The organism is Aequorivita marisscotiae (assembly GCF_029814825.1).
Classification (GTDB): Bacteria; Bacteroidota; Bacteroidia; order Flavobacteriales; family Flavobacteriaceae; genus Aequorivita; species Aequorivita marisscotiae.
In genome coordinates, this window is the sequence record NZ_CP122379.1 from 771,168 (window position 1) to 792,498 (window position 21,331).

The window sequence follows — 21,331 nt, forward strand, 5'->3', positions numbered from 1 at the left end:
TTTTGAAGTAGTTAATTTTTTCAACATTCCCATTGCATTTTTCATCTAGAAAAAACTATCTTTGCACCGTTCAAAATAGGGGTGGTTTTTTTGCCCTTAGATAACTATAAAATAAACAGTTACTCATGTCACAAAGTACAGGAAAAGTTGCACAGATTATTGGCCCGGTAGTTGACGTTGCGTTTGATAGCGGATCGGAACTTCCAAAAATATACGACTCGTTAGAGGTAAACAACAACGGAAACCTTTTGGTTCTTGAAGTTCAATCGCACATTGGCGAGAGCATGGTTCGTACCATTTCAATGGATTCTACAGACGGTTTAAGCCGTGGCGTTGAAGCTGTTGCAACGGGAGCTCCAATTCAAATGCCCATTGGAGATGCAGTATACGGTCGACTTTTTAACGTAATTGGCGATGCTATTGATGGTATCGGAAACTTGCCAAAAGCTGGCGACAACGGCCTTCCAATTCACCGTGATGCTCCAAAATTCGAGGATCTTTCCACTTCTACCGAAGTTTTATTTACAGGTATTAAAGTAATAGATCTTATTGAGCCGTATGCAAAAGGTGGTAAAATTGGTCTTTTCGGTGGTGCTGGTGTAGGTAAAACGGTACTTATTCAAGAGTTAATTAACAATATTGCCAAAGGCCACGGAGGTCTTTCGGTATTCGCAGGTGTAGGTGAACGTACTCGAGAAGGGAACGATTTACTTCGCGAAATGCTTGAGTCTGGTATTATAAAATACGGAGACGACTTTATGCACTCAATGGAAGCTGGCGGCTGGGATCTTTCAAAAGTAGATAAAACTGCGATGAAAGAATCTAAAGCTACCTTTGTTTTCGGACAGATGAACGAACCACCGGGAGCACGTGCGCGTGTTGCTCTTTCTGGGCTAACTATTGCTGAATACTTCCGTGATGGAGCTGGCGAGGGCCAAGGAAAAGACGTTCTTTTCTTCGTTGATAATATTTTCCGTTTTACACAAGCAGGTTCTGAAGTGTCTGCACTTCTTGGACGTATGCCTTCAGCGGTGGGTTACCAACCAACTTTGGCAACAGAGATGGGTGCGATGCAAGAACGTATTACTTCAACAAAAAGAGGTTCTATTACTTCTGTTCAGGCGGTTTATGTACCTGCAGATGACCTTACGGATCCAGCGCCGGCAACAACTTTTGCCCACCTGGATGCTACAACTGTACTTTCAAGAAAAATTGCGGAGCTTGGTATTTACCCAGCGGTAGACCCGTTAGACTCTACATCGCGTATTCTTACTGAACCTATTCTAGGTAAAGAGCACTACGGCTGCGCACAACGCGTAAAAGAACTTTTACAACGTTATAAAGAACTACAAGATATTATTGCAATTCTTGGGATGGAAGAACTTTCTGAAGAAGATAAAATGGCTGTTGGCCGCGCACGTCGTGTACAGCGTTTCCTTTCTCAACCATTCCACGTAGCTGAGCAGTTTACAGGTATTCCTGGCGTATTAGTAGATATTAAAGAAACAATTAAAGGTTTTAATATGATTATGGATGGCGAATTAGATCACCTACCAGAATCTGCTTTCAACCTTAAAGGAACCATCGAAGAAGCTATTGAAGCAGGAGAAAAAATGCTTGCTGAAGCTTAAAAAAGTATGCAGTATTCAGTGGCAGATAGCAATAGCTGCCAACTGTAACTGCCAACTGAAAACTTATAAATATGTACTTAGAAATAGTAACCCCCGAAGCGTCTTTAGTTGCAGGTGAAGTTGAAAGCATTACCGTACCCGGTGTAGATGGTGAATTTCAGATGCTTAATAATCACGCTCCCATTGTTTCTGTTTTACAGGAAGGCAAAGTGAAATTTAAAGGCAACCCAACGATCGCCGATGGTTTTGAGAAAAAATTTACCAAAGAAGGTGACAGGTGGGTACTTCATATTTCCGGAGGCACTGTTGAGTGCAACAACAATCGTGTGATGGTTTTGGCGGATTAAGCCGAAGCAAATCCAAAAAAAATAAGTCCCAAATTCCAAAATGATGGAGTTTGGGATTTTTGTTTTTTATAAAAATTAATTTTTTACTCGAAATAATCCGCATTGTTTTGTCTATGATGTAAAACCCTGACAATCAAAATAGATTTTTCGTAAATAAGATAGAACACGATATGTGGTTGGTATGGAATGCTTCGTATGTTCTCAGCTAAGTCATTTCGTAAAATACCTTCATTTGGAAAAAGCGTTAATTGTTCAAACAGATATAGACATAAATTATACCTATCATTTCAATCTTTTATATACTCCAAAATATTTCCAGGCTGGCAATCCAATGCTTTACAAATTGCCTCCAAGGTTGTAAACCGAACTGCTCGTGCTTTTCCAGATTTTAATATTGACAGATTGGCTTCCGTAATATTGATAATTTCTGCAAGTTCTTTGCTTTTCATACCACGACTTTCCAATAACTTATCTAAGTTTATAACTATACCCATTTGCTATATTGTTAAGTCGTTATCCTCTCTGATACTTTGCCCATACCTCAATAAAACTGAGAGTATAATCAATGATAGGCCCATTATAAAAAACACAAAATTGAAATCCAATGTAGGATTAAAAATATACTCAACCAATTGATTGACATTGGGATCATCAGCAAGTATAAAGCGAATTACACCATAGTTAGTTGCAAAATAAACACTTAGCACTACATAACAGATTTGTGAAAATATGAATAGAAAACCCAAATTTCTTATGTTTTCGAAAAGAGCGGAGGAAAAAGTAATTCTTCTTCTTAATATTTGAAAAATCCTTTTTAATAAATAAAATGAAATCACTGCTACAACAAGTGAAAGATAATTATAGAAATATCCAAAAATACCAAATAGCATATTCGAACTTTTTACCCGAACCTTGGTGTTTACAGATACATGATTTTGTGTTAATTGCAATGTTTCGTTCTTAAATTTAGACAAAATTTCGAACGAGGTTTCAGCGGGTATCTTATTTATACTGTATATGTCTTTGTCGATCCTCTTTGAAGGTCTTTCTCCTTTCCAATCGAAGATTGAATCGGGAGTACGAATATACATTTTTACAGGAATTTGAAACCCTTTTGAAGGATGCAAATCAGTCGAAAAATTACCGACAGATCCATCATGGGTAAAAACTAGCAACGATAGGTTAAATATTAAAAAAGCAATACTTACCCAAAAAGCGAAATTGAAAATAAAATACAAAACACTTACTATACCTAAATTTTTCATTTATAAAATAATTATTGTTTAACGATAACAAATATATCCAAATTATCGAAAAACAATAATTTATTTAATTGGATTGAATTTGAAAAAATTATTCAATTCCTTAAAGTTATATTAACACCCCTTCCATCTGTTAAAAGAGATTCGTAAATTTGTTTCAACCCAAAACAGTTATGCAGTTACAGAAGATAGACAAGGTAAAAACTATTACCAAAGAAGATTTTCTAAAAAATTACTTTAAGCCCCAAAAACCAGTAGTTATTGAAAGGTTTGTAGAGGACTGGCCGGCATTTACAAAATGGGATCTCAATTATATGGCCGAAGTGGCTGGCGATAAAACCGTTCCACTTTACGATAACCGTCCCGTTAGTCATAAAGATGGTTTTAACGAGCCGCACGCAGAAATGAAGATGAGCGAATATGTTGCTCTTTTAAAAAAAGAACCCACCAATTACCGTATTTTTCTTTGGAACATTTTAAAGGAAGTGCCACAACTCCAAAAAGATTTTAGTTATCCAGATTTTGGTTTGAAATTAATGAAAGGCCTACCAATGCTCTTTTTCGGCGGAACAGATTCGTACACGTTTATGCATTATGACATTGATTTGGCAAACATCTTCCATTTTCACTTTCAAGGAAAAAAAGAAGTGATTCTCTTCGACCAAAAACAGAATGATTATCTATATAAAATACCCCATTCCTTAATTACTCGTGAAGATATAGATTTTCACAATCCTGATTATACCAAATGGCCAGCATTAAAAAAAGCGGAGGGCTATATCACCAACTTAGAGCACGGCAATGTTTTATACATGCCCGAAGGCTATTGGCATTATATGCGCTACATTACCCCAGGTTTTTCGATGAGCCTACGTGCCATTGCAAGAAATCCTAAAAACTTGGCCAAAGCAATTTATAATATTGCTGTTATGCGTTACTACGATCAGTTAATGCGAAAACTAAAAGGACAAAAATGGATTGATTGGAAAAACGAACAAGCTATTTTGCGCACCAATAAAATGCTATAGTTCCTTAAGAATTCAGTACCTTTCCTTTAATTTTTTTTAAATGAAAATCGCCGCAATCGTTTTTATACTACTTTGGGTACAGGTAACTTTTGCACAGGCCTATACCGGAAAGGGCGACGTAAAATTCCAGATTGGTGCTAATTTTCAAGATAATGGCACTGGAATTATGGGGAGTGTAGATTTTGGCGTGGGTGAAAATATTTCACTCGGACTGGCTTCAACATATTTGTTGGGCATCGATAAAATTAGAAATAAAAGTGGCGAAGAAGAGCCCTTCGCAGATTTTAAGGATAGGTTTGACTTCCGTGCACGTTTTAACGCAAACCTTGGAAATGTTATAAACGTTGATGAATATTTAGATGTTTATCCCGGTCTTTACGCAAGTTTGAAAAACTTTGGCGGGCATTTGGGTTTGCGATACTTCTTTACCAATGGTTTTGGAGTTTTTACCGAGATAAATATTCCTATTTCAAAATACAACACAAATATGTTAACTCAGGCCGAAAAGTTGCATAATCAAGTTTCAGTTAGCTTTGGGGCTTCGTTCAATATCTATTAAATAGGCGCTATTGGTATGAGTTTAAAATTCGCTTAATTATACCTTATTCTTCAAAAAATATACTTTCAATTGGCAATTTAAATAATCTTGAAATCTTAAAGGCAAGTGGTAAACTGGGATCAAATTTTCCTGTTTCAATAGCGTTTATAGTTTGCCGAGAAACCTGAACTTCAACTGACAATTGGGCTTGGGTCATATTGTGCTGGGCACGTAGTATTTTGATTTTATTCTTCATTTGTATCTATTTAAGCCTACAAAAGTTGCTACTAAATATGTAATCCCAATGAGTATAACTACATCTGCAATTTCCGCGTTAATACTAATAATTTTTGCTTGATCTAATAATGAATAGCTCAATCCACCAACCACGCCTATACCTAATGAAATTGCCATTGCCTCAACATGTATTTTGCGCTGCATTTCGTCCAAATTGTTAATGTATTTTCGATTCATAATAATCATTCCTATACCAACAACAGTAGCTATAAAAATAAATATGAGAGTTAATACAGTATTGCCTTCCCAGAAAAATTTTTGTCCAAAGGAGGCCACTGCCATGGCTATTACCCACCCTCCGGTCCAATAGGCTAATTGTTTAATATTGTTCCTATTGGTTACTTTCCATGTATTCTGTTTTGCGTCCATAAGTAAAGTTTATTTGATTATTTGTAAAGTTTATTTGACACAAATATAAATAAATGCCTTGAAATGTCAAGTTTTATTTACAATAAATTCTAATTATTTTAAAATTTCATTCACTTTGTGGTACACCAACTCAGGTTCCCACCCACGATAAAAAAGGTAATCGGCCAGTTTTTTTCGCTTTTTTTGAAGATTTTTTTCGCCAGCTAATTGTAGCAATCGTTTGTCTGCCAAGATTTCAAAGGTTTTGTAGTATTCAGCATCGGGTATTTCCTTTAGAGCAATTTTAATATTGAATTTTGAAATTTCACGGAATTTCAATTCATTCACAATTCTATTTCTTCCCCATTTTTTCGTTCTAAACTTTCCTCTGGCATAGGCTTGCGCAAAGCGGGTTTCATTTAAAAAATTATGTTTAAGTAAGTGATCTATAATATTATCCACTGTCACCGGGATCATCTGCATTTCATACAGTTTTTGGCGCACTTCTTTATGGCAACGTTCCTGATAGGCACAGTAGCGCTCCATTCGCCTGGTAGCTTCTTCAACGGTGTATGTTTTGTGAGTGTTCAAACTGGAAGTAAAACTAACAAAAAAACCCCTTTCGAAGTAAGTCTTCAAAAGGGGTTTTGGTTATTTTATCAATTCACCATCTTTATCGTGAAAGTGATATTCAAGATATGTATATGCATCTCTTGGTTGAATTTTTATCCATTTTTTGTGCTCCAAAAACCATTTGGTGCGCACACTTGGAAAACCTTTGGTTAAAAAGGCCGCTATAAAAGGGTGCGTATTTAGCGTTATCTTTTTATAGTCTTTTTTGAATAGGCGCTTTACCTCTTCATTTATTCTGTTAACAACAATTATAGGCGCTTCAATTTCTCCGTCTATCACATTACTGGGATTTTCTTCACGGGTTTTAATATTCATTTCTGGCCTAACGCGTTGGCGGGTTATTTGTATTAACCCAAACTTACTTGGTGGTAGTATTTTGTGCTTTGCTCTATCGTCTTTCATTTCATCGCGAAGATGGTTGTAGAGCTGTTTTCGGTGATTGGCATTTGCCAAATCAATAAAATCTACCACAATAATGCCTCCCATATCGCGTAACCTTAGTTGTCTTGCCACTTCGGTAGCTGCAATTAAATTCACTTCCAGCGCAGTGCCTTCTTGTGTTTTTTGCTTATTGCTACGATTACCGCTATTCACGTCTATTACGTGCATTGCTTCGGTATGTTCTATAACCAAATAGGCTCCTTTGCTACCTGAGACCGTTTTTCCGAAGGAAGTTTTAATTTGCCGATCGATGCCAAATTTTTCAAACATCGGTACATTGCTATCATAAAACTTTACGATATTGTCTTTTTTGGGTGCAATTTCCTGCACATAATCTTTTATTTGCAAGTATAGGGTTTCATCGTCTATATGTATTGCAGAGAATGAATCGTTGAACATATCACGAATGATAGATGCTCCCCTATTTAACTCACTTAGCACTTTTGAAGGGTGGTGCGCCCCTTGTAGCTTCTTACACATCGCTGTCCAGCGTTCCATAAGATTCTGTAAATCTTTGTCCAGTTCTGCTACTTTTTTGCCCTCGGCTACGGTACGAATAATAACGCCAAATCCTTTGGGTTTTATGCTTGTAATTAAGCGTTTTAACCTGTCTTTTTCTTCGTTGGTTTCTATTTTTTGAGAAACAGAAACACGGTCTGAAAAGGGAACCAAAACTATGTATCGTCCGGCTATAGAAAGCTCTGAACTTATACGGGGTCCTTTGGTGGATATGGGTTCTTTTACAATTTGAACCAAAATAGATTGATTGCTTTTTAAGGCATCGTTTAAGTTGCCATGCTTATCAATCTCTTTTTCGAACGGAAATTCTTTTAAGGAATAATCTTTTAATTTTCCAGAGCTTACGGCTTTCACAAATTTTAATTGCGAAAGTATTTTAGGCCCGAGATCATGATAGTGTAAAAAACCATCTTTCTCGTAGCCTACATTCACGAAGGCGGCGTTAAGCCCAGGAACAGTTTTACGTATTTTGGCAAGAAATATGTCGCCTACGGTAAAATTGTTATCCTCTTCCTCCTTGTGGAGCTCTATAAGTTTTCCATCTTTTAAAAGGGCAAAATCAACTTCTTGTGAACCGGACCTAATAAATAATTCGTAGTTCACTTTACATTAATTTTGTTGTTCCGAAGAAAAATTCGGAACTAATTAAACAATATTTTTCACAGATTTTATATAAAAATCCGGCGATACTGCACCAATCTAAAAGCCAGTTGCTGCAATGTCATTTTCAAAGAACGATCTTTTGTTTGTTTTTATTGAAAAGAATACCCAAAAGGGATTCTGTCCAAAACACTTTTAAAACAGAAAAAGTAGTTTAGAAACTACTTTTTCTTTTTGTGGCGGTTAGCGCGACGTCTTTTCTTGCGCTTGTGAGTCGCTACCTTATGTCTTTTTCTTTTTTTACCACTTGGCATACTAAAGTCTTTTTTAATGCCCCACAAAAGTGGAACGGGTTAGTTTTATTTTACGTCCACGTTAGTTTTTACACCTTCAACAAATACTTTTGCAGGTTTAAAAGCTGGAATATTGTGAGCCGGAATTTTAATAGTTGTGTTCTTTGAAATATTTCTTCCTGTTTTTTCGGCTCTTGTTTTAATAATAAAGCTTCCAAAACCTCTTAAATACACATTGTCTCCTCCTTCTAATGAATTTTTTACTTCTTCCATAAAGGTTTCAACAGTAGCTTGAACTTCATTCTTTTCCATTCCGAGCTTTTCTGAAATTTTCGCTACGATATCTGCTTTCGTCATTCTTGTAAATTTTAATTAATTATTCTTTTCTAGATTTTTTTTCAGACCGCAAATATACATATTTTAAAATCAATAATTCAAACCTTAATCCTTTAAAATTTAATGGGATATAGATTAATTTTACCCAATGCATAAAATAGCCCCTAATTTTTCCAAAAAGCTCATTGCGTGGTATATACAAAACAAGCGTGAACTGCCTTGGCGCAAAACAAAGAATCCGTACCATATTTGGCTGTCAGAAATTATTCTACAACAAACCCGAGTAGCGCAAGGATTGCCCTACTTTTTGAAATTTATTGAAGCCTATCCGCAAGTTGAAAATTTAGCCAATGCCCGCGAAGACGAAGTGCTTAAACTTTGGCAAGGTTTGGGTTATTATTCGCGTGCCCGAAACCTACATGCCACCGCAAAAATGGTGTGCCAAGAAATGAACGGGGTTTTTCCCGACAATTACAAAGACCTTTTAAAGTTAAAAGGCGTGGGCGATTACACAGCCAGTGCCATTGCTAGTATTGCGTTTAACCAACCCGAAGCGGTTGTAGATGGTAATGTTTATCGTGTTCTCTCTCGCTTTTTTGAAATCAACACTCCTATTAATACCACTGCCGGACAAAAAGAATTTAAACAACTCGCACAGCAACTTATAGATATAGATGAGCCCGGCACCTTTAACCAAGCCATTATGGAATTTGGCGCGCGGTACTGTGTGCCGCAAAACCCAGATTGCAATAATTGTATTTTTAACGATAGTTGTAAGGCTTTCCAGCAGAAAAATGTAGATCATCTTCCCGTTAAAATAAAGGCCAAACCCATTAAAAAAAGATTCTTCAATTATTTAGTTGTGCTTTCCAAAAATGAACACACCATGCTACAACAGCGCACGGGAAAAGGAATTTGGCAGCAGTTATACCAATTTCCTTTAATTGAAACTTCGGAAGAAGTAAATCTTCGTTCCCTTACAAAACATACGCAATTTCAAACATTTTGCAAAAATCTACAAATCGATACTATTTCACTATTTAATGAAACGCCAATCGTTCACAAACTTTCGCATCAACATTTAAGCACACGGTTTTGGATCGTTGAAACGTTGGAGGAAAATGAAAATACAATTCCAATTTCCAACGTAAAAGATTACGCAGTTCCCGTTTTAATTGCAGATTTTGTCTCGGAGTTTTTTGAGAATTACTGATGTTCGGTTACCTTACATAATGCGGCAGGAAATCATTTTATATAAAATTTTAAAAATTCCGTATATTTAAAACGCAAAATCTACCTTTGCACAAATTAAAAAAACAATAGTTATGAGTGGAACATTAAACAAAGTAATGTTGATTGGGCATACCGGAGATGATGTAAAAATGCATTATTTTGAAGGCGGCAATAGCTTGGGCCGTTTTCCGCTTGCTACCAACGAAACCTATACCAATAAAACAACAAACGAGCGCGTAACAAACACAGAATGGCACAATGTTGTAGTGCGAAACAAAGCAGCAGAAATTTGCGAAAAATATTTAAAAAAAGGCGATATGGTCTATATTGAAGGTCGCCTAAAAACTCGCAAATGGCAGGACGATAAAGGCATGGACAGATACAGTACCGAAATTCACTGTACAGATTTTACTTTTTTATCTCCCAAGAGTGACAGCGCAAACTCTGGAACTGGCAATACCGCGCAAACTACTCAGAAAACACAGTCTGCAGCACAACCGCAAACAAACAATCAAGTTTCTGATGAAGAGGACGATCTTCCTTTTTAATGTTTAACTAAAATAATCAACTTGGATACTGACCCCCCTGGTTTACTATATTTTCTTACCGTTTTGGATTTTTCCCAAATATTAAGTACTGTTTTACTGTTTGTACTTTTGGCGTGCTCAGCCTTGATTTCTGGTGCCGAAGTGGCTTTCTTTTCGCTAACATCATCTGATTTTGAAACTAATGACGAAAAATCAATCGCCAAAAAATTAGGCATCGTACAGCGCTTACTAGCAAAGCCCAAAAAGTTATTAGCCACTATTTTGGTAGCAAATAATTTTATTAACATAGCCATTGTATTGCTTTTTGAGTCGTTGAGCACTATTTGGTTTGCCAGATGGGACTATTCCCTCAATCTGCATTATTTTGAACTAAGCGTAGTATTCCTTTTAAAAGTAGTTGTAGTTACTTTTTTAATCTTGCTTTTTGGCGAAATCCTTCCAAAAATATATGCCAATCGCAACCGGATTTCATTTGCAGTTTTTATGGCGCAGCCGCTAAATGTATTAGATACATTGTTATCGCCAATTAGCTCGCCAATGCGTTCTGCCACATTGTATCTTCACGATCGGTACGGCAAACAAAAATCTAATATAAGTGTAGATCATCTATCGCAAGCGCTAGAGCTTTCTAATCAGGATACCACTTTTGAGGAACAAAAAATCCTTCAAGGTATTGTTACCTTCGGAAACACCGACACCAAACAGGTAATGAAAAACCGAATGGACATTTTTGCACTTAACGAAGAGCAACCTTTTAAAGAAATTCTGCCAGAAATTATTCAACGAGGTTATTCCCGGATTCCTGTTTACAAAGACAGCATAGACAATATTACCGGAATTTTATATGTAAAGGATTTAATTCCGTTTACAGATAGAAAAATACTAGACTGGAAAACCCTAAAGCGCGAAGCCTATTTTGTTCCCGAAAATAAAAAGCTGGACGATTTACTGAATGAGTTTAAAGAAATGAAAATGCACCTCGCCATTGTTGTTGATGAATACGGCGGTACGAGCGGCTTGATTTCCTTAGAAGATATTATTGAAGAAATTGTTGGTGAAATTAGCGATGAATTTGACGATGAAGATTTAATTTTTTCAAAATTGGACGATCATACCTATGTTTTTGAAGGAAAAACACCACTAAAAGATTTCTATAAAGTAATAAAACTTGAAAATCCAGAAATTTTTGAAGACGAAAAAGGTGAAGCCGAAACGCTTGCCGGGTTTCTATTAGAAATTTCAAAAGGCTTTCCCAAGAAAAACGAAGTAATATCTTTCAACAATTATGCGTTTACCATTGAGGCGTTTGAGGGCAAGCGCATCAAACAAATAAAACTTACCATTGAAAATTAATAACTTCTATATTACTTTATTTATAAGCTTTTTTACCCTTGCATCCTGTCAAGATAATACGTTGGTAAAACCTGCGGCTATGTTGCGTTTAGAATATCCACAACCCCAGTACCGTACCGTTTCCACAGACTGTCCCTATTCTTTTTCGGTGAATCACATTACAACGCTCGTCCAGAAAAACAACTGCGGCATAAATATTACGTATCCAGAAATGAAGGCCACCTTGTATTTAACCTACCAAGATGTACGAAAAAACAATTTAGATTCACTCTTGCAAGATGCGCAAAAATTAGCATATGACCATACTATAAAGGCAAATAGCATCCCCGAGCAGCCCTATGTAAATCCAGACAAAAACGTATACGGCATGTTCTATATGATTAATGGAAATGCAGCCACCCAAGCAGAATTTTATGTTACGGACAGTACAAATCATTTTTTAAACGGAGCCTTATATTTTGATGCAAAACCAAATTTTGATTCCATCTATCCTGCCGTAGTTTATTTACGCGAAGACATTCGTAAACTAATGGAAACCATTACGTGGCAGTAGCCTAATATAGCTTGTAAATAAAAAGTTAACAAACCATTTACAAATGGTTCGGCAACTTTTCGTAACTTTTGGGTGTAAAAACCACCACTATGTTTAAAGTATATTCTCGTTATGGCGTTTGGATTGCAATAGCCTTAATTGCATATTTCCTTCTCTTAAAATTAATAGGTCTTCACCAATACCCTGAATTAAGTTCGGTTAATGGTTTAATTTTTGGCTTTGGTATTTATATGGCAATGAAAAATTACGCAACAGGAGAAAACAACTTTAAATACGAAAAGGGCTTTGAGGTAGGTTTATTTTCAGGCGGAATAGCTTCAATTCTTTTTACGCTATTTATGGCAATCTATATGTACCAAATAGATACCGAATTTTCCGCTGGAATTATGGACCGATGGAATTTGGAATACAGCATGGGAACACTTATGTTAATACTTTCTATTTTAATTATGGGCTTTGCCACAAGTATTGTTTTAACACTCACCTTTATGCAACTTCTCAAAAAATCTTGGAACACACAAGACGGAAATAGGCACACCATCAAATAAATGCAGGGAAATGGCCTTCCAGCTTTTATTTACTTGCAGGCAGATACAAAAATCTAAAACAAAACACTTTGCACACTTAGTTCTGAAAAGATTAAAGAAAAACACTTTGCTGTTTCCAATTTAAAAATTATATTTGCAGCCCCCTACGCAAACCGTATTTGCTTCGGAAGTTACCGCCTCCGTAAACGTTAGGGAAATATAAGTTTAACTAATTTTATAAACGATTCGCTATGTACGCAATTGTAGAGATAGCAGGGCAGCAAGTAAAAGTTGCGAAAGACCAAAAGGTTTTTGTTAATCGTTTGCCAGTAGAAGAAGGAAAAAAAGTGTCTTTTGACAATGTACTTCTTATTGGTGACGGAGACAATATTACCATTGGCGCCCCGGCTATAAACGGCGCTCAAATAGGAGCAAAAGTCGTAAAGCACCTTAAAGGTGACAAAGTTATAGTATTCAAAAAGAAACGCCGAAAAGGATACCGTGTTAAAAACGGACACCGTCAGGCCCTTTCTGAAATTGTAATTGAAAGCATTGTAGCTTCAGGAGCTACACCAGCTAAAAAGGAAACAGCCAAAAAAGCTGCTCCAAAACCTGCCCGTCCGTCAGGCGGGAAAGAAACTAAAGCAGCTGCTCCAAAAGCAGAAGCTAAAAAGGCACCTGCAAAAAAAGCCGCTCCAAAAGCTGCAAAAGCAGATGATCTTAAAAAGATTGAAGGTGTTGGACCTAAAGCTGCAGAAGCTATGGTTGCTGCCGGATTGGATACTTTTGCGAAAGTTGCAAAGGCAAAACCAGAGGCTATCGCAACTATTCTTTCTGAAGCAAGTTCAAACCTTGCTCATTTAGTTACCGATACTTGGCCAAAACAAGCTAAATTAGCTGCAGATGGCAAGTGGGATGAATTAAAAGAATTGCAAGACAATTTAGACGGTGGGGTTGAAAAATAATCTCGCTAACGTATAATATTTAAAACCGAAACAAAATGGCTCACAAAAAAGGAGTTGGTAGTTCCAAAAACGGTCGCGAATCCGAATCGAAACGTTTAGGCGTTAAGATTTTTGGAGGCCAGGCCGCTATTGCCGGAAATATCATTGTAAGACAAAGAGGATATACACATCACCCAGGTGAAAATGTATATGGTGGTAAAGACCACACCCTTCACGCGCAAGTAGACGGGGTAGTGAAATTCACCAAAAAGAAAGATAACAGAAGTTACGTTTCTATCGTTCCAAACGCAGAAGCATAATAACAATTTTGTTTAAAAATAAAAAAACCTTCACCACGCTGTGAAGGTTTTTTTATTTTACCAAGTGAGCCTGAAAGTCTGAAAATGAAACTTGGTGCTTTAAAAGTGTCCATTTTGAAATCTCTGGGTAGTGCGTGCATATAAAATCTGAAGGTTCCGTTAAAAACCAAAAATCGTCTGTTCCATTTTTATTGCCATAACTTATAGCCCAAGTAATGTCTAGCAATTGCCACTGGCCATCGAGTTTTACGGCATTCCAGGTATGATTTGGCGTCTTGCTCTTTCTACTCTTTCGGGAATAATCTCGTGTAAATCCATGAATTACTTCAGCAGAAACCCCCACATCGATACAAAGATTTTTAAACAGAAAAGCGTACCCACCACAAAGCGCTTTGTTTCTTTCCAAAACCTTTTTTATTACATTATTTTCTGAAGTATATATTGTGTTTTGAAGCATTTTGCTCAGTCGCAATTCATGGTCGTAAGCAATATTGGCGGCAATCCAAGTATAAATTGAAATTACTTTTTGCCTATCTGTAGTAGCATTTTTGGTTATGACATGCGCCAACTTTAAAGTTGAAAATTGTGAAGAAATTTCACCCTTTGCAACACGTTCTTCATTGTTGCTATTTCTTCCAATAACAGGGCCTATCTGTGCCGAAGTACTAATTCCGAAAAAAATATAAAACAATAGAATAAAGCCTTTTTGCATAAATATCAATCAATTTATGAGAAAACGGATTTATTATAATTATATTGAATATAAAGGTGTTAAAACTTATTTAACCAATTCTAACAATTCATTTTCCGAAACATTCAACAGCCCCACTTTTGGTAAACGCCGGGTTAATTCTCTCCAGTTTTTATCCTTTTCATAAATTTTACCAAGCATTTCGGCAGCTCGTTCAAATTGTTTATCATTTGCCAAGGTTATGGCAGTCCAAAATTGCATTTCAAGATTTTCAGGAAACATTTTCATGGCAGCATTATATTGGGCCATTGCTTTTTTCATTTCATTTTTTTCAACATATACATCGCCCTGATTCATGTGTTCATACGCTCGAAATACGTTCAAAAGCCTATCTAATTCCTTTACAGGATTTTCGTTGTCATCTACTCGCAAATCTAGTAGTACGTCGTTCCATGGCTCATCCGTAGCTTCTGGAGCAACAATTAGTAGCGCCGCAGATTGCTTTCCACGAATATCGCCCCCTGAATTTTGGGCAGCGAGTAAAACCTGTACCATCCTTTCTGCTAGCGGCAATTTATTGTATGTTTTCCAGGCTTTTTCCATGGCAGGAACAACCTTATCATTAAGCATCATATTTGCCTGTATTGAAAAGTTTTCACCATTTGCATGGCTGGCATAAACAATACAATTTTTTCCCGTATGTGTTGCAACTCTTCCTTTGGAATCTAGAATTGCAACTTGTCGAAAATCGCGGCCCTCATCGTCGCTCAACAAAATGTCCATTGCCTGTTGCGGAGATTTTCCTTGTTTTAACAAATCCAATCCCCGAATACCGAAAGATCTATTGGTAAATGATTGTGTTGCAACTACACCAACTCCGGCTTCGCCCCAGGAAACACCTGTGCCAACGCTAAACCAATGACTTTGAACGGCCACCGCCATTTCTCCTGTATTCGCATCGCGTGCAACAATAGAATAGGTATGTGCCAAAGGATCGTTAGGCTTTGTAGATTGGGCCATAGTGGTAAAAATTGAAAAAAGTCCGAAGTATAAAAGAAATGATTTCATCGATGTGTTTTTTTGAGTATTTAAAGATAAATTTTTATTTCAAAAAACAACAACATGTTATATAGCATCTGTTGAAATTGCTATTTCAATAATTTATAATTAAATTCTTACTTAGCTCTAAAAAAATACTATCCGCTCTCAATTTCGTTATATTTTAGTATATTTAGAAACCTCACTCACAACACATCTTTTTATCTTGAAGTATCTTACCTCCATAGTGTTACTAATTTCCTGGTTAGGATTTGCACAAATTAATCCGGACACTGTTTCCCAAAAAACCGCGAATGATATTGCTGTACTGAAAGATTCATTAATAGCACTGCAGCAACATACGCATACCTTATTGTTTAGAGGAAAATATGATTCTGTAATACTCTCTTCCATTCATAATATTAAGTTCGCTGAAGATATTGGAGATATTGAAAACGCCTATTATTCCCGATATATGATGGCAGCCGCCTTTATGCATTTAGAAGATTTTAAAAATGCCCATCTCTATGGAGAGGACTACTTAAAATTTACCAAAAAAACTACCGATAACCTTAAGATGGCACGCGCATATAATTTTATTGGAACACTGTATCTTACTGAAAAAAAATACGATTCTGCCCTACCATTTTTTGTAAAATCCTTGCCACTTTCCCTCCGTAGAAAAGACACACTAGCTGTTTCAATAGTGTATTATAATCTATCGAAAATTTATCTTAATCAAGGTCAAAACAAAAAAGCACAGAACTATTTTAAGTTGGCAAAAAAAGGCATTACAGCCGTGGATTACAAGCGTATGCAAACCGACATGAAGTTACTTGAAGGGAAATTGCAGCGCGCTTTAAACAATCCGATTAGAGCCATTGAAAATTTTAATGAAGCTATTGCATCTACAAAAAATGGCGTTTTTTTAGACGATACGTTAATTGAAGTGTATTTAGAATACAGCAATACTCTTTATAGCCTAAACCGCTTTAAAGAGGCTTATTTAATGCGGAAAAAATTTGACAGTATTACACAAATTCGGTTTGAAAAAGAAAAGCTAATGGCCATTCAAAATGCAGCCGCACAGTTTAGTGTAAAAGAGTATAAAGAGCAAGCCCAAAAAGCCGAATTAGAGAAAAAATTAATTTCGGAAAGAGCCATGGTAAGCAATCTTCTGCTTTTCTTTTTTATTGGAACAGCAATTATTATGGGGCTTTTTTTAATTATTCTGTTTAGATCACATATGGGTAGAAAAAAGCTCACGCAATCTTTAAAAGAAAAAAACCAACAATTATTAAAAGCAAAGCAGGAAGCAGAAGAATTGGCAATGGCCAAAAGTAAGTTCTTTAGCACCGTAAGCCACGAATTGCGCACCCCGCTTTACGGTGTTATAGGGCTAGCCACAGCTCTGCTAGAAGACAAATCGCTTAAAAGTCACCAGACAGATTTAAAGCATCTAAAATTTTCTGCAGATTATCTTTTGGCACTTATTAACGATGTTTTACAAATAAGTAAGCTCGAATCTAACACCTTGAAAGAGGTTAAAACATCATTTAATTTAAATGAATTAATCCAGTCTATTGTTTCGTCGTTTCAGTATGCTCTAATGCAGAACAAAAACAAAATCCACGTATCAATATCAGAAAATATACCCCAGAACTTGGTTGGAGATCGCGTTAGACTATCGCAAATTCTTATGAATTTGGTAGGCAATGCCGTGAAATTCACCTCGAAAGGAAATATTTACATTTTGGCACAAATGGAGTCCATTTCCAACAATAAAGTAACTATAAAATTTAGCGTTGAAGATACTGGCGTCGGAATTCCGAAAGAAAAACAAAAGGCAATTTTTGAGGAATTTCAACAAGTAGATTCAGAAAATTCTAAAATACAAGGCACTGGACTTGGGCTAACTATTGTTAAAAAATTGCTGGAAGCCTCAAATGCCACTATTAGTTTAGAAAGCGAACCAGGTAAGGGTGCTACGTTTAGCTTTGCATTGACGTTCGGTATCCATAAGCAATCGTTGGAAAGCGAAACAGCGCACGATTACAACGTTTTGCGCGGCAAAAAAATACTTGTGGTGGATGATAATAGAATTAACCAGATAGTAACACAGAAAATAGTTGAAAAATACGGAATGCATTGCACCATTGCCGATAGTGGTAATATTGCCATTGAAAAATTAAAAACCAATATGTTCGATTTAGTATTGATGGATATTAATATGCCCGGTAAAGATGGAATGGAAACCACTAAAGAAATTAGAAAATTCAATAAAACTATTCCAATAGTGGCCTTAACAGCCATTGAAGTTGAAGAAATGAGAACCAAAATTGCGGCCTCAGGAATGAATGCCATAATTGCTAAACCCTACGACACAGAAGAATTTTTGAAAATTATCCATAACAATCTCATTAACGAAGTAGAACTAACTAATCAGAATGAAAAATTTTCTACGTAAAAATAGTACTGTCTTATTTCTTGACTATTTTTTTTACATAGCAATCACCGTTTATATCGTATATTTTCAAAAAGTATAAACCCACCCTCGTTTTCGATATATTGATTGTATTTTGATGCGATTCTTTTGAAACAAGCTGCCCTAATTGATTGTATATTTCTAACTTAACAATTTCCGTTGGCGATTTAACCGTTAAAATACCCGATGTTGGATTAGGATAAATAATAAATTCATCTAGATTATTTTCAGCTACGGACAAGGGGCCTAAGTTTTCGTACCAAGCAATTTTATCATCACCGTTTGAAGTAGATAGTACATCTATATCGCCATCGCCATCCATATCTGCAGCAAATACAGATGTTGGATATATTACATTTGATGTTACTATTTGTTGAGGGCCAAAAGTGCCTTGGCCGTCTATATTTTCAAACCAAGTTACCAAATTTGGGTTACTGGATAAGGAGAGTACGTCCATATCGCCATCGCCATCAACATCTTCAGAAAAAACACTTCTATTGAAATTTGCACTCGCCGAAATAATAATTTGTGGTCCAAAATTTCCCAGTCCATCCAAATTTTCATACCACGCCACTTTATCGTCAGCGCTAGATGCTGAAAGCACATCCATATCGCCATCACCGTCAAGGTCTGAGGCATATACCGAGGTTGCATAATCGGTCTCGGTAGAAATTATCTGTTGCGGGCCAAAAGTGCCCAAGCCGTCGGTGTTTTCATACCAGGTAATCATATCACCTTCCAAGGCAGCAGCCAGCACGTCATTATCGCCATCGCCATCTACATCAACAGCATAAATGGAAGAGGGATGATCTGCATTTAGCGTTATTAATTGTTGGGGACCAAAATTTCCTTGGCCGTCCAGGTTTTCATGCCAAACAATTTGGCTATCTCCTCCAGTAGAGGAAACAATATCCAGATCTCCATCGCGGTCTATGTCTATTGCACCGAGACTTAAACCAATGGCCATACCGCTGGATACTATTTGTGGCGGCCCGAAGCTTCCTTGCCCATCGAGGTTCTCGTGCCAAGCTATATTATAGTCATCTCTTGAAGTAGAGAGCACATCCATATCGCCATCACCATCAACATCTGCCGCCCTAACAAATCCCGCGCCATTTAAGTTAACAACAATTATGTTCTGAATACCGAAAGTTCCCAGCCCATCGAGGTTTTCGTACCACGCAATTTTATTATCAATACTCGATGCTGAAATTGCATCCAAATCGCCATCACCATCAAGGTCAGCAGGATATACGGAAAGTGGAAAAACGGCTTGAACAACAATGTTATTAAACTGTCCAAAACTGCCCAAACCATCTAGATTTTCGTGCCACGCAACAAGGTCATCATAAAGCGAGGCAAAAACAACATCTTTATCACCATCGTCATCAATATCTGTAGCGTGAGCCCAAACTGCAGTTTGAATATTTGAATTAATCATCCGTTGAGGACCAAAACTGCCCAACCCATCAATATTTTCATACCATCTTATTTGATCGATTCCTGTAGAGAGCACATCCATGTCACCATCGCCATCAATATCACTTGCAGATACTTGATGTAATGGAATATTATCTAAAGAATCGTCTATTTCGTGGGATGCAAAAACACCTTGTCCATCTGTATTCTCAAACCAAATTGTTTTATTGAAAACCCCAATAAAATCAACATCATCAGCAGAAACACATACTATATCCATATCGCCATCCAAATCAAAATCTGCAGCGTAAATAGAAATTGGAGCCAAAAAATCGGTGTTTATTATTTGTTGGCCGCCAAAGGCGCCCATTCCGTCTGTATTTTCATACCAAGCTATTTTATCATCCAAATATGATGCGGACAGCACATCCTGATCGCCGTCGCCATCAATATCAGCAGTGTGGACTGATAATGCTCCATTAGCATTTGAGGTGATTATTTGTTCTGAGCTGAAATTTCCTAAGCCATCTAAATTTTTATACCAAGCAATTTTATTATCATTACTAGATGCAGAAAGTACATCCACATCACCATCGCCATCGATATCGGCAGTATAAACCATTCTAGCTCCATTTGCGTTTGTTGAAATTATCTTCTCGGGGCCAAAAGCACCTTGGCCATTAGTGTTTTCATACCAAGCTATTTTCTTGTCTTCATAAGATGCAGATAGTACATCCATATCGCCATCGCCATCGATATCTGCGGCATAAACTGAAATTGCCAAATTAGCATTTGTAGAAATAGCTTGTTGGGTCTGAAAGTTGCCTAAGCCGTCGTTTTTGTACCAAGCTATTTTATCGTCATCGCGGGATGCTGAAAGTAAATCCATATCGCCGTCGCCATCAATATCGGCTGAATGTACTGAAAATGGCCCATTGGGTAAAAATGTATCATCAATGATTACGTGGTCCTGAAATTGAATTTGAGCACTTATGCTCCCACAAATCAAAAGTAAAATTACGAAGGGTAGTTTTGCGAACATAGTTTTCTGATTTTAAAGGATAAGTTAATCATTTATTTGAAAATTATCGGTAAACAAATTACCATTTAAAAACCGAAACCTTTATCCTCTAAATAAAAAAACCCTGCGAGTGCAGGGCCTTTACTATATAAAAGTTGAAGAATTAGCCTTCTAAACTCGCACTTAAATATTCACGATTCATACGGGCAATGTTTTCCAAAGAAATACCCTTTGGACATTCAATTTCGCACGCACCGGTATTGGTACAATTTCCAAAACCTTCTTTATCCATTTGAGAAACCATGTTTAAAACACGCTCTGTTGCTTCAATTCTTCCTTGCGGCAGCAATGCAAACTGGCTCACTTTTGCCGAGGTAAACAGCATAGCGCTGGCATTTTTACAAGCTGCCACACAAGCACCGCAACCAATGCAGGTTGCCGCATTGAATGATTCGTCTGCATCGTGTTTATTTACCGGGATAGCGTTGGCATCAATAGTATTTCCAGATGTATTTACCGAAATAAAGCCACCTGCCTGCTGGATTCTATCAAAAGAACTTCTATCTACCACTAAATCTTTTATCACCGGAAATGCTTTTGCACGGAATGGCTCAATAACAATGGTATCGCCGTCATTAAACATGCGCATATGCAACTGGCAAGTTGTTACCAACCTATCTGGTCCGTGCGGTTCGCCGTTTATTTGTAGGGAGCAGCTTCCGCAGATTCCCTCACGACAGTCGTGATCAAAAACTACGGGCTCTTCGCCTTTGTTTATTAAACCTTCATTAAGAACGTCGAGCATCTCTAAAAAAGACATATCGCCTTCTATTCCGTCAATAGGATATGTTTTTAGTTCTCCTTTGGCCTTATTATTTTTCTGTCTCCAGATTTTAAGTGTTAACTTCATGTTGTTAAAAGTTAAT

The 21,331-nt window shown here is 36.9% G+C and carries 24 protein-coding genes; 12 read left to right on the plus strand and 12 right to left on the minus strand.

The features are described from left to right. Positions 1 to 125 precede the first annotated feature (125 nt). Together atpD and QCQ61_RS03640 are read left to right on the plus strand one after the other, a co-directional pair. Positions 126 to 1,631 carry a F0F1 ATP synthase subunit beta gene (gene atpD / locus QCQ61_RS03635; RefSeq protein ID WP_279449360.1) on the plus strand — a complete coding sequence of 502 codons (1,506 nt, stop codon included), beginning with the start codon at positions 126 to 128 and terminating at the stop codon, positions 1,629 to 1,631. Between the two features lie 71 nt (positions 1,632 to 1,702). Then, positions 1,703 to 1,978 carry a FoF1 ATP synthase subunit delta/epsilon gene (locus tag QCQ61_RS03640; RefSeq protein ID WP_279449361.1) on the plus strand — a complete coding sequence of 92 codons (276 nt, stop codon included), beginning with the start codon at positions 1,703 to 1,705 and terminating at the stop codon, positions 1,976 to 1,978. An 83-nt stretch (positions 1,979 to 2,061) separates the two neighbouring features. On the opposite strand, the gene QCQ61_RS15535 is transcribed toward QCQ61_RS03640, so the two are convergent. The 3 genes from QCQ61_RS15535 to QCQ61_RS03650 are packed head-to-tail and all read right to left on the minus strand — an operon-like array spanning position 2,062 to position 3,243. After that, positions 2,062 to 2,238, minus strand: coding sequence for a type II toxin-antitoxin system RelE/ParE family toxin (locus tag QCQ61_RS15535; protein ID WP_431605811.1), 177 nt, complete (start codon positions 2,236 to 2,238; stop codon positions 2,062 to 2,064). A 27-nt stretch (positions 2,239 to 2,265) separates the two neighbouring features. After that, positions 2,266 to 2,472: a helix-turn-helix domain-containing protein gene (locus QCQ61_RS03645; RefSeq protein WP_279449362.1), complete on the minus strand. Its 207-nt coding sequence runs from the start codon at positions 2,470 to 2,472 to the stop codon at positions 2,266 to 2,268. Positions 2,473 to 2,475: 3 nt separating this feature from the next. Next, positions 2,476 to 3,243 (minus strand): DUF2975 domain-containing protein, encoded by a 768-nt coding sequence (locus QCQ61_RS03650; protein WP_279449363.1) that lies wholly within the window; start codon positions 3,241 to 3,243, stop codon positions 2,476 to 2,478. 170 nt (positions 3,244 to 3,413) lie between these two features. On the opposite strand from QCQ61_RS03650, the gene QCQ61_RS03655 reads away from it, so the two are divergent. Then, positions 3,414 to 4,268, plus strand: a complete 855-nt coding sequence (locus tag QCQ61_RS03655) for a cupin-like domain-containing protein (RefSeq protein ID WP_279449364.1) — start codon at positions 3,414 to 3,416, stop codon at positions 4,266 to 4,268. 40 nt (positions 4,269 to 4,308) lie between these two features. Next, a complete protein-coding gene (locus tag QCQ61_RS03660; RefSeq protein WP_279449365.1) occupies positions 4,309 to 4,827 on the plus strand; it encodes a DUF6646 family protein in 519 nt (172 codons plus the stop codon). Positions 4,828 to 4,870: 43 nt separating this feature from the next. On the opposite strand, the gene QCQ61_RS03665 is transcribed toward QCQ61_RS03660, so the two are convergent. The 5 genes from QCQ61_RS03665 to QCQ61_RS03685 all read right to left on the minus strand — a co-directional run bounded on the left by QCQ61_RS03665 (position 4,871) and on the right by QCQ61_RS03685 (position 8,294). Continuing rightward, positions 4,871 to 5,062, minus strand: coding sequence for a helix-turn-helix transcriptional regulator (locus tag QCQ61_RS03665; protein ID WP_279449366.1), 192 nt, complete (start codon positions 5,060 to 5,062; stop codon positions 4,871 to 4,873). Next, entirely contained in the window at positions 5,059 to 5,472 is a 414-nt protein-coding gene (locus tag QCQ61_RS03670; RefSeq protein WP_279449367.1) for a hypothetical protein, read from the minus strand. The genes QCQ61_RS03665 and QCQ61_RS03670 overlap by 4 nt, the downstream gene beginning before the upstream one ends. Before the next feature lie 93 nt (positions 5,473 to 5,565). Continuing rightward, positions 5,566 to 6,042, minus strand: a complete 477-nt coding sequence (locus tag QCQ61_RS03675; protein ID WP_279449368.1) for a regulatory protein RecX — start codon at positions 6,040 to 6,042, stop codon at positions 5,566 to 5,568. Between the two features lie 60 nt (positions 6,043 to 6,102). Then, entirely contained in the window at positions 6,103 to 7,647 is a 1,545-nt protein-coding gene (locus QCQ61_RS03680) for an Rne/Rng family ribonuclease (protein WP_279449369.1), read from the minus strand. 356 nt (positions 7,648 to 8,003) lie between these two features. Next, positions 8,004 to 8,294, minus strand: a complete 291-nt coding sequence (locus QCQ61_RS03685) for an HU family DNA-binding protein (RefSeq protein ID WP_014782104.1) — start codon at positions 8,292 to 8,294, stop codon at positions 8,004 to 8,006. 127 nt (positions 8,295 to 8,421) lie between these two features. Between QCQ61_RS03685 and mutY the strand changes: the two genes are divergently transcribed. The 7 genes from mutY to rpmA all read left to right on the plus strand — a co-directional run bounded on the left by mutY (position 8,422) and on the right by rpmA (position 13,751). Beyond that, complete coding sequence (gene mutY, locus QCQ61_RS03690) at positions 8,422 to 9,486, plus strand: A/G-specific adenine glycosylase (RefSeq protein ID WP_279449370.1); 1,065 nt, start codon at positions 8,422 to 8,424, stop codon at positions 9,484 to 9,486. Between the two features lie 112 nt (positions 9,487 to 9,598). Beyond that, the gene (locus tag QCQ61_RS03695; protein WP_279449371.1) at positions 9,599 to 10,054 is read left to right on the plus strand and encodes a single-stranded DNA-binding protein; all 456 of its coding nucleotides are present in this window, start codon (positions 9,599 to 9,601) and stop codon (positions 10,052 to 10,054) included. Between the two features lie 21 nt (positions 10,055 to 10,075). Continuing rightward, positions 10,076 to 11,407, plus strand: coding sequence for a gliding motility-associated protein GldE (locus tag QCQ61_RS03700; RefSeq protein WP_279449372.1), 1,332 nt, complete (start codon positions 10,076 to 10,078; stop codon positions 11,405 to 11,407). Continuing rightward, positions 11,397 to 11,960, plus strand: a complete 564-nt coding sequence (gene gldD, locus QCQ61_RS03705) for a gliding motility lipoprotein GldD (RefSeq protein ID WP_279449373.1) — start codon at positions 11,397 to 11,399, stop codon at positions 11,958 to 11,960. The genes QCQ61_RS03700 and gldD overlap by 11 nt, the downstream gene beginning before the upstream one ends. Before the next feature lie 89 nt (positions 11,961 to 12,049). Next, on the plus strand, positions 12,050 to 12,508 hold the full coding sequence (locus tag QCQ61_RS03710; protein ID WP_279449374.1) for a DUF4199 domain-containing protein: 459 nt from the start codon (positions 12,050 to 12,052) through the stop codon (positions 12,506 to 12,508). Positions 12,509 to 12,738: 230 nt separating this feature from the next. After that, positions 12,739 to 13,452, plus strand: a complete 714-nt coding sequence (gene rplU / locus QCQ61_RS03715) for a 50S ribosomal protein L21 (RefSeq protein ID WP_279449375.1) — start codon at positions 12,739 to 12,741, stop codon at positions 13,450 to 13,452. Between the two features lie 35 nt (positions 13,453 to 13,487). Beyond that, positions 13,488 to 13,751 (plus strand): 50S ribosomal protein L27, encoded by a 264-nt coding sequence (gene rpmA / locus QCQ61_RS03720; protein WP_279449376.1) that lies wholly within the window; start codon positions 13,488 to 13,490, stop codon positions 13,749 to 13,751. A gap of 52 nt (positions 13,752 to 13,803) precedes the next feature. On the opposite strand, the gene QCQ61_RS03725 is transcribed toward rpmA, so the two are convergent. Both QCQ61_RS03725 and QCQ61_RS03730 read right to left on the minus strand, forming a co-directional pair. Further along, positions 13,804 to 14,463, minus strand: a complete 660-nt coding sequence (locus tag QCQ61_RS03725) for a transglutaminase domain-containing protein (protein WP_279449377.1) — start codon at positions 14,461 to 14,463, stop codon at positions 13,804 to 13,806. A 66-nt stretch (positions 14,464 to 14,529) separates the two neighbouring features. After that, positions 14,530 to 15,510 (minus strand): DUF1028 domain-containing protein, encoded by a 981-nt coding sequence (locus tag QCQ61_RS03730; RefSeq protein WP_279449378.1) that lies wholly within the window; start codon positions 15,508 to 15,510, stop codon positions 14,530 to 14,532. Between the two features lie 196 nt (positions 15,511 to 15,706). On the opposite strand from QCQ61_RS03730, the gene QCQ61_RS03735 reads away from it, so the two are divergent. Further along, the gene (locus QCQ61_RS03735; protein ID WP_279449379.1) at positions 15,707 to 17,947 is read left to right on the plus strand and encodes a tetratricopeptide repeat-containing hybrid sensor histidine kinase/response regulator; all 2,241 of its coding nucleotides are present in this window, start codon (positions 15,707 to 15,709) and stop codon (positions 17,945 to 17,947) included. A 13-nt stretch (positions 17,948 to 17,960) separates the two neighbouring features. Here QCQ61_RS03735 and QCQ61_RS03740 read toward each other — a convergent pair whose 3' ends face one another. After that, the gene (locus QCQ61_RS03740; protein ID WP_279449380.1) at positions 17,961 to 20,426 is read right to left on the minus strand and encodes a T9SS type A sorting domain-containing protein; all 2,466 of its coding nucleotides are present in this window, start codon (positions 20,424 to 20,426) and stop codon (positions 17,961 to 17,963) included. A 142-nt stretch (positions 20,427 to 20,568) separates the two neighbouring features. Further along, positions 20,569 to 21,315 (minus strand): succinate dehydrogenase/fumarate reductase iron-sulfur subunit, encoded by a 747-nt coding sequence (locus QCQ61_RS03745; RefSeq protein ID WP_279449381.1) that lies wholly within the window; start codon positions 21,313 to 21,315, stop codon positions 20,569 to 20,571. Positions 21,316 to 21,331: the final 16 nt, after the last annotated feature.

What these genes read in the sequence shown, in the direction of transcription:
- QCQ61_RS03660 (WP_279449365.1), top strand. Translation starts at nt 4,309, where the DNA reads ATGAAAATCGCCGCAATCGTTTTTATACTACTTTGGGTACAGGTAACT.
- atpD (WP_279449360.1), top strand. Translation starts at nt 126, where the DNA reads ATGTCACAAAGTACAGGAAAAGTTGCACAGATTATTGGCCCGGTAGTT.
- QCQ61_RS03640 (WP_279449361.1), top strand. Translation starts at nt 1,703, where the DNA reads ATGTACTTAGAAATAGTAACCCCCGAAGCGTCTTTAGTTGCAGGTGAA.
- QCQ61_RS03745 (WP_279449381.1), bottom strand. Translation starts at nt 21,315, where the DNA reads ATGAAGTTAACACTTAAAATCTGGAGACAGAAAAATAATAAGGCCAAA.
- QCQ61_RS03695 (WP_279449371.1), top strand. Translation starts at nt 9,599, where the DNA reads ATGAGTGGAACATTAAACAAAGTAATGTTGATTGGGCATACCGGAGAT.
- mutY (WP_279449370.1), top strand. Translation starts at nt 8,422, where the DNA reads ATGCATAAAATAGCCCCTAATTTTTCCAAAAAGCTCATTGCGTGGTAT.
- QCQ61_RS03670 (WP_279449367.1), bottom strand. Translation starts at nt 5,472, where the DNA reads ATGGACGCAAAACAGAATACATGGAAAGTAACCAATAGGAACAATATT.
- QCQ61_RS03725 (WP_279449377.1), bottom strand. Translation starts at nt 14,463, where the DNA reads ATGCAAAAAGGCTTTATTCTATTGTTTTATATTTTTTTCGGAATTAGT.
- QCQ61_RS03655 (WP_279449364.1), top strand. Translation starts at nt 3,414, where the DNA reads ATGCAGTTACAGAAGATAGACAAGGTAAAAACTATTACCAAAGAAGAT.
- QCQ61_RS03665 (WP_279449366.1), bottom strand. Translation starts at nt 5,062, where the DNA reads ATGAAGAATAAAATCAAAATACTACGTGCCCAGCACAATATGACCCAA.
- QCQ61_RS03730 (WP_279449378.1), bottom strand. Translation starts at nt 15,510, where the DNA reads ATGAAATCATTTCTTTTATACTTCGGACTTTTTTCAATTTTTACCACT.
- rplU (WP_279449375.1), top strand. Translation starts at nt 12,739, where the DNA reads ATGTACGCAATTGTAGAGATAGCAGGGCAGCAAGTAAAAGTTGCGAAA.
- QCQ61_RS03645 (WP_279449362.1), bottom strand. Translation starts at nt 2,472, where the DNA reads ATGGGTATAGTTATAAACTTAGATAAGTTATTGGAAAGTCGTGGTATG.
- rpmA (WP_279449376.1), top strand. Translation starts at nt 13,488, where the DNA reads ATGGCTCACAAAAAAGGAGTTGGTAGTTCCAAAAACGGTCGCGAATCC.
- QCQ61_RS03740 (WP_279449380.1), bottom strand. Translation starts at nt 20,426, where the DNA reads ATGTTCGCAAAACTACCCTTCGTAATTTTACTTTTGATTTGTGGGAGC.
- QCQ61_RS03650 (WP_279449363.1), bottom strand. Translation starts at nt 3,243, where the DNA reads ATGAAAAATTTAGGTATAGTAAGTGTTTTGTATTTTATTTTCAATTTC.
- QCQ61_RS03685 (WP_014782104.1), bottom strand. Translation starts at nt 8,294, where the DNA reads ATGACGAAAGCAGATATCGTAGCGAAAATTTCAGAAAAGCTCGGAATG.
- QCQ61_RS03710 (WP_279449374.1), top strand. Translation starts at nt 12,050, where the DNA reads ATGTTTAAAGTATATTCTCGTTATGGCGTTTGGATTGCAATAGCCTTA.